General features: G+C 32.5%; 10 protein-coding genes. 7 read left to right on the top strand and 3 right to left on the bottom strand.

Going from position 1 to position 12055, the window contains the following annotated elements; all coding sequences use genetic code 11:
* Nucleotides 1–306, bottom strand: coding sequence for a Dabb family protein (locus tag AC5M21_RS04395; protein WP_008790045.1), 306 nt, complete (start codon nt 304–306; stop codon nt 1–3).
* A gap of 138 nt (nt 307–444) precedes the next feature.
* Between AC5M21_RS04395 and AC5M21_RS04400 the strand changes: the two genes are divergently transcribed.
* Together AC5M21_RS04400 and AC5M21_RS04405 are read left to right on the top strand one after the other, a co-directional pair.
* A complete protein-coding gene (locus AC5M21_RS04400) occupies nt 445–1929 on the top strand; it encodes an ABC transporter permease (RefSeq protein WP_117598888.1) in 1485 nt (494 codons plus the stop codon).
* 1 nt (nt 1930) lies between these two features.
* Entirely contained in the window at nt 1931–2608 is a 678-nt protein-coding gene (locus AC5M21_RS04405) for an ABC transporter ATP-binding protein (protein ID WP_054325543.1), read from the top strand.
* Between the two features lie 176 nt (nt 2609–2784).
* Here the strand turns inward: AC5M21_RS04405 and AC5M21_RS04410 are convergent, their stop codons facing one another.
* The gene (locus AC5M21_RS04410; RefSeq protein WP_008790042.1) at nt 2785–3795 is read right to left on the bottom strand and encodes an AraC family transcriptional regulator; all 1011 of its coding nucleotides are present in this window, start codon (nt 3793–3795) and stop codon (nt 2785–2787) included.
* 118 nt (nt 3796–3913) lie between these two features.
* On the opposite strand from AC5M21_RS04410, the gene AC5M21_RS04415 reads away from it, so the two are divergent.
* The gene (locus AC5M21_RS04415; protein WP_008790041.1) at nt 3914–5380 is read left to right on the top strand and encodes a glycoside hydrolase family 1 protein; all 1467 of its coding nucleotides are present in this window, start codon (nt 3914–3916) and stop codon (nt 5378–5380) included.
* Nucleotides 5381–5384: 4 nt separating this feature from the next.
* On the top strand, nt 5385–7175 hold the full coding sequence (locus tag AC5M21_RS04420) for a glucose PTS transporter subunit IIA (protein WP_054325542.1): 1791 nt from the start codon (nt 5385–5387) through the stop codon (nt 7173–7175).
* A 35-nt stretch (nt 7176–7210) separates the two neighbouring features.
* Here AC5M21_RS04420 and AC5M21_RS04425 read toward each other — a convergent pair whose 3' ends face one another.
* Nucleotides 7211–7999: a Cof-type HAD-IIB family hydrolase gene (locus AC5M21_RS04425; protein WP_054325541.1), complete on the bottom strand. Its 789-nt coding sequence runs from the start codon at nt 7997–7999 to the stop codon at nt 7211–7213.
* 138 nt (nt 8000–8137) lie between these two features.
* Here AC5M21_RS04425 and AC5M21_RS04430 point away from each other — a divergent pair, with 138 nt between their 5' ends.
* From AC5M21_RS04430 to AC5M21_RS04440, 3 genes are all read left to right on the top strand, one after another.
* On the top strand, nt 8138–8986 hold the full coding sequence (locus AC5M21_RS04430; RefSeq protein ID WP_008790038.1) for a sulfide/dihydroorotate dehydrogenase-like FAD/NAD-binding protein: 849 nt from the start codon (nt 8138–8140) through the stop codon (nt 8984–8986).
* A complete protein-coding gene (gene gltA / locus AC5M21_RS04435) occupies nt 8986–10380 on the top strand; it encodes an NADPH-dependent glutamate synthase (protein ID WP_117598887.1) in 1395 nt (464 codons plus the stop codon). The genes AC5M21_RS04430 and gltA overlap by 1 nt, the downstream gene beginning before the upstream one ends.
* A 286-nt stretch (nt 10381–10666) precedes the next feature.
* On the top strand, nt 10667–12052 hold the full coding sequence (locus AC5M21_RS04440; protein ID WP_054689320.1) for a glycoside hydrolase family 1 protein: 1386 nt from the start codon (nt 10667–10669) through the stop codon (nt 12050–12052).
* Nucleotides 12053–12055: the final 3 nt, after the last annotated feature.

Genomic DNA, 12055 nt, shown 5'->3' on the forward strand with positions numbered 1-12055 from the left:
TTAACTCTGCTTTTCTTCTATATAATAATCAATTGCTATGCTTGATTCTCTCACAGCATGCATATGTTTTTTGACAACATCACAATGATAAGGATCATTTTGGTATGCATCTAATGCGTTTTCATCTGCTAAAAGTGTTTCTAATATAATATCGTAGGACCTTTCGCTATGTAAGAAATCAATACCAACTTGGATATCCTTTAACATCTCAACTTTTCCTTTCATTGACATTAAGATATCATATGTTTTTTGACAGTTTTCTAAACTGTTATCCTTTAATTTAAAACAAACAATATGTTTAATCATTTGAAACCCTCCTTCAATAAAAATATTATATATGATTTTTCATAACTATAAAAGATTATTCCTACTTTTTCACACAATGTCTTGATTATTTTCATAGATTACCTTCTTAAACTATAAATGTATAAAGGAGGAATTGGAATGGTAAAAAATGCATTGTTAAGCATTAAAAAGAATATTGGCAAAACAATATTATTATTTGTTTTAATGTGTGTAATTGCTAATCTTGTTATTTCAGGATTAGCAATTAAAAGTGCAACATCTAAATCTATGGATCAAGTGAGGACTTCTTTAGGCAGTGATGTGACTCTTTCTTATAATATGCAAAATATGATGAAGAATCGAGATAAAGGTGCAGCTATGGATGAGGCAATAAGTAGTATTACTATTGCCATGGCTGACCAATTAAAATCACTTCAGTATGTAAAGAGTTATAATTATACAGTGAGTGTTGGCGTGACAAGTGAGGATGTCGAACCAGTTGAGATGACGAAGACAGAAACATCGATATCTTCTAATACCAATCAGCAGAGGCCTAGTGGAAATAATCAAACTAATCAAGTGAGTCAACCTCGAATGATGGATGAAAATGATTTCACTGTTGTAGGGAATACAACGATGATAAATTTGTCTGATTTTGTTGATCAAAATTATATTTTAAAAAGTGGACGTCTTTTGAATGAGGATGATTCATCAACAACAAACTGTGTTATTGAATCTAATCTTGCAACAGATAACGATCTAAAGGTTGGTGATTCATTTATAGTGACAGCAACCAATAGTGATAATGAAGATATTGATGTTAAATTAACTATTGTAGGTATTTATGAGATTAAGACAACAAGTCAGTTAGGTGGAATGATGAGTAATCGTCAAAATCCTATCAATCAAATTTACACAGGTTTATTGACTGCTCAAAAATTAAATAATAGTACTACAGAAATGACCAGTGCGACTTATTATTTAGATGATCCTAAGCATATAGATGCCTTCAAAGAATTAGCTCAAACATCATCAGATATAGATTTTGAAACATATACATTGGATGCTAATGACCAAATTTATCAAAGAAGTATATCTTCATTAGAAAACATGGAACAGTTCGCTACAATATTTCTGTGGGTTGTTGTAGGTGCTGGAAGTGCAATTCTCTGTTTAATTTTAATATTAACTATGCGAGGACGTTTTTATGAATTTGGAGTCTTCCTGTCATTAGGGCAATCTAAAATAAAAATTATGCTACAACAATTATTAGAGGTCTTAATGATTGCAACAGTGGCTTTTGGATTGTCTTTAGGAACAGGAAAGATGGTTTCTAATGTGGTGAGTTCAATGTTGGAATCTAGTCAAAGTGAAAATAATCATATGATTATGGAAATACCAGGTGATAATTCTAATGGTGATGATCAAGGAGAAAATAATAACAAGAACTCAGGTAAACTGGATTTCTTTGGAACTGCTATGACATCATCAGCAAATACTGAGTTGGATGTCTCATTAACAGCATCAACAGTTATTCAACTTGCTGAAATTACAGGATTAATATGTTTAATATCTGTTGTCTTACCATCAATTTATATTCTAAGAATGTCACCAAGAGAAATATTAGTGAAGAAGGAGGGATAACATGGATAATGAAATAGTATTATCATTTGAAAATGTTTGTTATCACTATAAAGATGGCTCAAGCCAAGTTAACATTTTAAAAAATGCTTCATATCAATTTGAAAAAGGAAAGATATACGCTATTGTTGGGGCATCTGGTAGTGGGAAGACAACTTCACTTGTTTTAGCAGGTGGTTTAGATAGACCTAAGGCTGGTCATATCTTATATAAAGGTATAGATATTGAAAAAATAGGACTTACAAAATATCGAAAAAATAATGTTTCTATTGTTTTTCAGTCATACAATTTGATTACTTATATGAATGCAGTTCAAAATGTTATAAATGCTATGGAAATATCAGGTATAATAGTTCCTAACAAAAAAGAATATGCTTTAAATATTTTGAAGGAACTTGGTTTGAGCGAAGATGAAAGTCAACGTGATATTCGTAAATTATCGGGTGGGCAACAACAAAGAATTGCTATTGCACGTGCTATGGCTAAGGATGTTGATTTGATTCTATGTGATGAACCAACTGGGAATTTAGATGAGGAAACATCACGGGGCATTATACAAACATTTATGAATTTAGCTCACCAAAAAAATAAATGTGTTATTGTTGTTACACATTCAAAAGATTTTGCAGCCTGCTTAGATATTCAATTAAAAATTCATCAAGGACAGCTAGAAAAAATTTAAAAATATGAATATCTGTTCACAGAGAATTCATATGATTGGGTTATAGTATAAGTGTCTTAAGAAAAGACAAATAATACAAACTATAGGCGACCCCTCTCCCTAAACATATATTCGTCTATAATCAAAAAGAACGTCTCCCCACGTTCTTTTTTTGTTTTTGAATGTCATGTTATTAGTTAAAATGTATGCGATAGTTCATTAGCAACTGTTCTATATTCTTTTGGTGTCATACCATACATCGTATGAAACTTTTTATAAAAATAATTGATGTTATTACAACCTACTTTATAGATGATTTCATTAATAGTCAGTTGAGAGTTTGTAAGTAGAAATGCTCCTTCAGTTAATTGCTGTGATGTTTTTATTTCAATAAAAGACATCCCTGTTTTTTTCTTGAGAAGATTACTAAGATAATTAGGATTATAACCAAATCTTTTAGAAACATCTTCTAATTTACAATGTGTATAATTTTCTTCTATATAATTTAAAATAGGAATGAGGATATCTTGACTGGCTTTGTCATTATAGTTCGTGTCTTGGTCATCATAAAGAGTATTAATTAATTCAAGGAATATAGCTGAAACATAGGTTTGCATTAATTCGTTAAAACAGCGACTAGGACCAAAATATTCACAAAGTAAAAATTGGATAAGTGTATGAAACTTAAAATTGTTTTGAGTATTAAAAATAATATATTGATTATGATGACGATTTTTAGATATTGCGTTTAGTAAAAAGGTTGTGATAATTCCTTTTTGTGATAAACGGCTTAAAAAAACGCTATTAAAAAACTCTTTTTTAAAAACAATATTAATCACAATATCATTAGCAGATTTATAACTTGTTGCACTATGAACAACATTTGTATCAAGAATGCATAAGTCACCTTGATTCATGGTAACTTCTTTCCCATTAATAATAAAAGTACAAGTTCCTTCGTATATATAGTTTAATTCCATATCTTTATGATAATGAGGTGGGATAGTCGTATATCGTGATTCTTTAACAACACCAATTTGATCCGTTTTTAAAGTATTGGCAAAATCAAAATAATAACATTGCATATTTTGATAATTGTGAAGTGGTAAGTGAGCATAAAATGGACTTAGCTCACCAGGATGCTTTAAATGCCATTTTTCTCCTGAAGTATCAATATGTAAGAATTCATCTAAATCTTGAATATTCATAATCTCTCCTAACTGTGAAAATGATATAAATAATATAATAATGTGATATTTTCAAATACTATCTCTCTTGTTATAATAACATTGAAAACTAGCTAGTTCAATGAAAAGGAGAGAAAATATGAAAACAGGATTTAATAAAGATTTTTTATGGGGTGGAGCAATATCATGTTCGCAAGCTGATGGCGGTTTCCTAGATGGAGGAAAAGGTATTTCTACACAGGATCTACGCTATTTAGATCCATCTTGGAATCGTGAACAGGTTGAAGAAAAACACCACAAGTGTCCGTTTTCTAAAGCAGAATTTGAACAAGCTTTAAAAGACATGGATGTGACATATTATCCAAATCGTAGAGGGATTGATTTTTATCATCAATATAAACAAGATATTGATTTATTTCATAAAATGGGAATGAAAATATTTAGAACATCTATTTGTTGGTCACGAATTTTTCCTAATGGTGACGATTTAATGCCTAATCAAGAAGGTCTCAATTATTACAAAGATATGTTTGCTGAATGTCATAAAAAAGGTATAAAAGTTTTTGCAACAATTTTACACTATGATATTCCAGTTAATCTTGTTTTAAAATATGGTGGTTGGAAAAATCGTCAAACTATTCAATTTTATGTTCACTATGCTGAAACTTTGTTTAAAGAACTGGGGGATTTGGTTGATTATTGGTTACCTTTTAATGAATTTAATGCTGGTCGTTTTGCACCTTGGGATGGTGTTTGCTTAATTCAAGATGAAGAAGAAAATATGAATCAGGCTATATTCCAATGTTTGCATCACCAATTGATTGCGAATGCTATGACAGTCAAATTATGTCATGAAATGTTACCAGGAGTTATGATTGGTGGAATGATTGCGAGATTTGAAACTTATCCAGCCACATGTCGCCCAGAGGATGCTTTACAAGCATTGCAGGATGAACAGTATGGGAATTGGTTTTATACTGATGTTATGGTGCGTGGTGAATATCCTCAATATATGGAGAGATATTTTGATATGTTTGATATCCATATTAATATGGATATCAAAGATTCAGAGATTCTCAAATCAGGATTAGTAGATTTCCTATCATTTTCATATTATTTTTCACAAGTTTCAACGAGTGATCAGACTTGGGAAAAAACAGCTGGAAATTTGATTATGGCAAATAAAAATCCATATTTAAATACCAGTGAATGGGGCTGGCAAATGGACCCAATAGGATTAAGAGTGACGTTGAATAAGATGTATGATCGTTATCGATTGCCATTAATGATTGCTGAGAACGGTTTGGGAACAACTGATGTATTAGAAAGTGATGGAACTGTTCATGATTCTTATCGTATTGATTATCTGAAATCACATATTACTCAAATGAAGGAAGCAGTTATTGATGGAGTTGATATTATTGGTTATACGATGTGGGGAATTATTGACATTGTTTCTTGTGGGCCTTTAACTATTGATAAGCGTTATGGTGTTATTTATGTTGATTTGGATAATGGTGGACAAGGATCAGGGAAACGTTATTGTAAGGATAGTTTTTATTGGTATCAAAAATGTATAAAATCTAATGGGAAGGAACTGGACTAGACATATGACAAATAAAGAACTTGCAAAACAGATTGTTTCTTTTTTGGGTGGGTGTGATAATATTACAACTGCATTACATTGTGTAACAAGGTTAAGATTTAATCTCAAAAATAATGAATTGGCTGATATGAAAGCTATTGAGGATTTAGAGGGTGTTATTGGAACACAGATTAAAAATAATCAATATCAAATTATTATTGGACCAATGGTAGCCGATGTCTTTATTGAGATAGAACCTCTTTTAGGAGGTTTGAATGATAATGAAGTCAAAACAACAAAGACATTTGATATTCAGAAAATTCTTGATATCGTTACTGGTATCTTTTCTCCTATCTTACCAGCTTTAGTGGCAGGCGGTATGTTAAAAGGGATTATTGCTATGATTGATGGCTTTGGCTGGGTAGCTACTGATAGTGGAACTTTTGTGATACTGAATTTGATTTCAGATATTCCATTTTATTTCTTACCATTTTTATTGGCTATTTCTTCTGCTCGGAAATTAAAAGTGAATGAATACTTAGGAATCTGTGTTGCTGGAGCTTTGATGTATCCAACTTTTGTGGCAGCCGTTGATGCTGGAAGTAGCCCTTTTACATTCTTGGGTTTTGTTATTCCGGTTTTTAAGTATGCTGATTCTGTATTTCCAGTTATTTTAGGAGTTGGATTACTTGCCATGGTTTATCGTTTTATAGACAAATTTATTCCAAATGTTTTAAAAATGGTCATTGTTCCAACGGTGTCATTGCTTGTTACAATTCCTTTGACATATCTGATTTTGGCTCCAATTGGGGCGTATGGCGGTATTTATTTAGCTGATGGTATTGTATGGATGTTTGACACATTTGGTGTTTTGGCAGGATTCTTACTAGGCTTCTTTATGCCACTTATTGTCACATGTGGTATGCACCAGTCAACATCGCCGATTCAAATTACAAATATAACAACACTTGGCTATGATTACCTATTACCTATTTCATTCTGTCATAATATGGCTGAATCAGGAGCATCATTAGGAGCTGCCTTACATATGAAAGATAGCAAGATGAGAGCTGCTGCCCTCACGACAAGTTTCTCAGCATTTCTAGGAATTTCAGAACCTGCATTGTTTACAGTCAATATTGTAAATAAAACACCACTAATTGCGGCGATGGTAGCTAATGGTATTGGTGGAGCTCTTACAACTCTTTTAGGAGCCAAATGTTTTGCCTTTGTTATGCCAGGAATTACATCCTTACCAGTCTATGCAAATCCAGATGGAACAATTGCAAATTTATTGTTAATGTGTGTTTGTATTGTGAGCACTTTTATGATTGCTGCAGTGCTGAGTTATATTTTAGGAATGAGCAAAGCAAAGACAACTGATCTTGTTATAGAAATGCCTGTAAAAGGGAAAATGATATCTTTAGATCAGGTTGCTGATGAAACGTTTGCAAATGAAAAAATGGGAAAAGGTTATGCAATTATTCCAAATGATCAATATATCTATGCACCATGCGATGGTACAATTGTAGTGCTTGCTCAAACGAAGCATGCGCTTGGAATACAGACGAAACAAGGTGAAGAATTACTTATTCATATTGGTATTGATACAGTTGAATTAAATGGTCAGTATTTTGAAAGTTACGTTAAACAGGGGGATAAAGTCAAAAAAGGAGATCGATTAATGAAAGTTGATTTTAAAAGCATTGAGAAAGCCAACTATGATATAACGACTCTCATTATCTGTACAAATAGTCAGAATTATCAAAGCATAAGTATTGATAAAGAAAAAGAAACTATGATTATTAAGAAATAAATCACAAAAAAACCTATGATATGAAATAGGTTTTTTTAAATAATGTTAAAATGTTTTAATGCGTTTTTAATACCATCATCATTAATATCACTTGTTATATATGTGACTATATCAAAAAGTAATGGATTACTGTTCCCCATAGCAACAGAATCTTTTGTATATTTTAGCATAGCGATATCATTGGTAGAATCGCCAATGCTGATTGTGTTTTCTAGAGAGTTTCCAAGATAATCTGTAATGAATTGTATTCCACTTGCTTTTGAATAATCCAGTGGGATAATTTCTAAGAAATCAACATCTCTTTGAATGATTTCAAAATAAGGTGAAAGAGTTTCGCGATATGTATCAATTTTTGAGTCTTCATAATACCAAGCAGCATATTTATCAAACATAATCAAATCATTTTTTGAATATGTATAGACTGGGAAACCATTTTGTTCATATTGATGCTTGATATCTTTGATGAAAGAATGTTGACAGTTTTCAGGAAAGTAAACACCTTCCTTGCCTTCAAGAACTGCTTCAATTTTACATTCAAATGATGATTGAATGACAAGTCGTCTTTGTTCTTCACTGAGTTCAGTATGAAAGAGTTCTTGGTGATGATGCTCAATATAGGTTCCACAACCACAAATAAAACCATCAAAAGGTAAATCGGTGATAATTTTATCTATTGTAGAGCGTGGTCTGCCAGTATTGATGAAACATTGATGGCCATTTTGTTGAGCTTTTTTAATAGCATTGATTGCAGATAGTGGAACAGTATGAGTATGTTCATCTAAAATTGTTCCATCTATATCAAAGAATATAAGTTTTGTATCCATAATTTCCTCCATTCCTAAATATCATATCCATAAATTAGGAATAGGTCAAGTTTTAATAAAAGAAAAAACAATGTCGTATTGCGGAAAATATGACTATATGATATAATACAACACAACTATGAAGAGGGGATGATGTGAATGTATAAAATTATACGTAAAGAGAAACTAAATGATGTTGTTGAATTAATGGAGATTCATGCACCATTTGTAGCAAGAAAATGTGAGCCAGGTCAATTCATTATTTTACGAGTTGGTGAAGATGGTGAAAGAATCCCATTAACAATTGCTGATTTTGATCGTGAAAAAGAAACGATTACTATTATATATCAAATTGTTGGTTATTCTACGCAACAATTATCAAATTTAAATGAAGGTGATGAGTTAACAGATTTTGTTGGGCCACTAGGTGAACCAACAAAGTTACATCAATCAAAGCATGTTGTTGGTGTTGCAGGTGGGGTAGGAAGTGCACCACTATTTCCACAATTGAGAGCTTTGGCAGAAATGGGTGTTGATGTAGATGTTATTATTGGGGGTAGAGAAACTCAATATGTCTTATGGGCTGATGAATTTAAAAAGTTCTGTAAGAATGTCTATATTACAACTGATGATGGGTCTTTAGGACGTAAAGGATTTGTTACACAAGTCTTAGCTGACTTGATTGAAAAAGGTGAAGATATAGATGAAGTGATTGCGATTGGACCTGTACCAATGATGAAAGCAGTTGTGGGTGTTACAAAACCACATAACATCAAAACATCTGTTTCATTAAATCCGATTATGATTGATGGAACTGGTATGTGTGGATGTTGTCGTGTAAGTGTAGATGGAAAGATTAAATTTGCTTGTGTTGATGGACCTGATTTTGATGGTCTACAAGTTGATTTTGATGAATTGATTGCCCGTCAAAGAATGTTTAAAGAAGAAGAACATACTGTGAGTGAGAATGCAAACCGTATGTGTAACTTAATGGGAGGTGTAAAGTAATGCCAAATATGTCATTGGAAAAAGTAAAAATACCTGAACAAGAACCTGATGTAAGAAATAAGAATTTTGATGAGGTTTCATTAGGTTATACAAAAGAACAAGCAATGGAAGAAGCAACACGTTGTTTAAATTGTAGACATCAGCCATGCAAACAAGGATGCCCTGTGGGTGTTCCTATTCCTGAATTTATTTCAGAAGTGGCAAAAGGAAATTTTGAAGAAGCTTATGCCATTATTACTAAGGAAAATGCCTTACCAGCAATTTGTGGACGTGTTTGTCCACAGGAAAATCAATGTGAAGGGAAATGTGTACGTGCTATTAAAGGTGAATCAGTCGGTATAGGTCGTTTAGAAAGATTTGTAGCTGATTATCATCGTGATCATGGACAAAAAACAAACATAAAAATTGAGAAAAATGGTAAAAAGGTTGCTGTTGTAGGAAGTGGACCAGCAGGAATTACATGTGCTGGGGAATTAGCCAAAAGAGGTTATGATGTTACAGTATTTGAAGCATTGCATAAAACTGGGGGAGTTCTTTCTTATGGTATTCCTGAATTTCGTTTGCCTAAAGCTTTGGTTCAACAAGAAGTTGATGGAGTTGCACAAATGGGTGTTGATTTTCAAACCAATGTTGTTGTGGGAAGATCAATAACAATTGATGAATTACAAGAACAAGGATACGAAGCTATTTTCGTAGGAAGTGGGGCAGGATTACCACGTTTTCAGGGAATCCCAGGCGAAAACTTAAATGGTGTTTATGCTGCTAACGAGTTTTTAACACGTGTCAATTTGATGAAAGGGTATGAATTTCCAAATCATCCAACACCTGTTAAGATAAGTGATACAGTGTGTGTCATAGGAGCAGGAAATGTGGCGATGGATGCTGCAAGAACTGCTAAACGTTTAGGAGCTAAAGAGGTATATATTGTTTATCGTAGAGGTGCTGAGGAAGTACCTGCTCGTGCTGAAGAAGTTCATCATGCAAAAGAAGAAGGTATTATCTTTAAGTTATTAACAAATCCAGTGAAGATTGAAGGTGAAGATGGCTGGGTGAAATCAATGGAATGTGTAGAAATGGAACTTGGTGAACCTGATGATAGCGGTAGAAGAAGACCAGTTGTTAAAGAAGGGTCTAACTTTGTTATTGAAACAGGAACAGTTATTGTTTCCATTGGACAAAGTCCAAACCCATTGATTAGACAAACAACACCTGGTTTAGATACGCAAAAATGGGGCGGAATTATTGTTGAAGAAGAAACAATGAAAACGTCTAAAGATGGCGTTTATGCAGGTGGCGATGTTGTGACAGGGGCTGCAACTGTTATTTTGGCAATGGGTGCTGGAAAAACAGCTGCTCAAGCAATTGATGAGGCGTTAAAAAAAGAAGATAGATAATCTTCTTGTTATAAAGATTGGATAAGCTTATTCTTATGACTTTTATAAGAGTAAGCTTTTTGATTTATCCCCGATTTGTATTATATAAGTCGATATCCTATATTGTGTATTCTTACCAGTTATTTGTCATCAATGAAAAATCAGTCTTTATAGTTAAATATTTGATAGCGGATGAAAAAGAAATAATAATACTGTGGAAATGATTGACAATTTCAAGATATATGATATATTATAGTCATAATGTTATAATATTACAATAAAATTAACATTATGAGAGGATAAAAATATGAAATATACATTTCCAGAAAATTTTAAATGGGGTAGTGCAGTTTGGGCTCAAGGAACAGAAGGAGCATTTGATAAAGATGGGAAGGCACCAACAGTATGGGACGAATACTATCGTTTATCACCTGAACGTTTTTTTAATGAGGTTGGTCCAAGTGAAACATTAAATTGGTATGAGGATTATGAAAAGTATGCTCAATTGGCTCAGGATATTGGTCATAACAGTTTTAGAACATCTATCCTATGGGCAAGATTGTTACCTGATGGTAAAACTATCAATCAAAAAGCTGTCGAGTTTTATAGGAACATGTTTCAATCTTTTAAAAAAAGAGGGATGGAACTATCAATTGTTTTATATTGGTTTGATATGCCTTTAATGTTTGAAAAGCAAGGTGGGTTTACGAAACGTGATGTTATTGAACCGTTTGTTTATTATTGTCAAAAATGTTTTGAACTATTTAGTGATTATGTAGATATCTGGTATATATATAATGAACCAATTGTGGATGTGATGTTTAAGTATCAAAATGATATGTGCTATCCAAATTTATTAGATTGGAATTTAGCAAGCAATGCGATTTATCACATGGTTGTTGCTCATGCAAAGGTTGTAGATGTTTTTAAGAAAGGAAACTATCAAGGAAAAATAGGAACTGTATTGAATCATGGACATATTTATGCAAGGAGTCAGCATCCTGCAGATCTTTTAGCAAAGCATCGTGTGGAATTGATGATGCAATTGTCTTATGAGGAACCCTTGTTACTTGGTAAAGTTAATGAAGAATGGTTAGCCTTTGTAAAGGAATATGGTGCTCACATAGAAGTTCATGAAGAGGATGCTAGTTTCATAGCGAACAATACAATTTCTGTATTAGGTTTAAATATTTATAGTCCTGAAAGAGTGAAATGTCCTACTTATCAAAGAAATTCTGAAGCACCAATAACATTTGATTCATTTAGTGAACTCTATATTATGCATGGACGTCAAATGAATACTGATCGTGGCTGGGAGATTTATCCAAAGTGTCTTTATGATACATTAATATTGATGAAAGAAAAATATGGAAATCCAGAAATGAGAATTACAGAGAATGGTATGGGTATTCAGGATGAATATCGTTTTAGGAATAAAGAAGGACAAATCCAAGATGATTATCGTATTGATTATGTAAAGAAACATTTAAAATGGGCTCATAAAGCAATACAGGAAGGGGTTAATCTTGTAGGTTATAATATGTGGTCATTTATTGATTTGTGGTCACCATCGAATCAGTTTAAAAATTGTTATGGTTTTTATGAATATGATTTGAAATCTGGTGAAACAAAACGTAAAAAGAGTGCAGATTGGTTCGAATATGTAACTAAAGTTAACGGTTTTGAAGAATAATAT

The sequence above is a fragment of the Coprobacillus sp. genome (genome assembly GCF_984815275.1).